At 44.7% G+C, this 530-nt stretch carries 1 pseudogene; it reads right to left on the bottom strand.

The window, feature by feature from the left end:
• Positions 1–530, bottom strand: a pseudogene (locus DW830_RS15615) (IS1380-like element IS612B family transposase); the annotation flags it as partial.

Genomic DNA, 530 nt, shown 5'->3' with positions numbered 1-530 from the left:
CCATCGCTGTTCTCGATATAGACTATCTTGTCACCGATAACATATACGCCAGGCCTGTAGCCGAGGAACTTTTTGTAGGTCGGTTTTGCATCATACTTCTCCGTTTCAAGGAACTGATGGTCAAAGTCAACATCGTATTCCTCAATTTCCTTCAACTCGCCTGTAGAAACCAAAGCGTTTATAAGCAATGTGTTGAGTTTGTCTGCAGTATTGAAATCATAGGTCTTGCCTTGGTCGGAAGTATAGGAGATGTTTTCCTGTGTCAGTTCCTTGATGGCTCTGAGGATGGTATCAGAGCTGCATGTACGAAGGGTAGGATGATACGAGAGATGGCGCATCAGTTGTGACGTTACATCTTCCACGCATGAGCCGCCACAGAAATAAACGCTCATCAGCGAACGGACTATCTCGCTGAACTGATATCCGATGATACTGCTGCATCTCTGACCCAGTGTTGAGTCGATAACGGGTGAAAGCATGGAGTCAAATTTCTCCATGATTGAAAAAATTCCTCCAAAAGGTGTGAGTTT

Source organism: Prevotella sp. AM34-19LB (assembly GCF_003468525.1).
GTDB lineage: Bacteria > Bacteroidota > Bacteroidia > Bacteroidales > Bacteroidaceae > Prevotella.
This window is presented reverse-complemented; position numbering and strand designations above follow the sequence as displayed.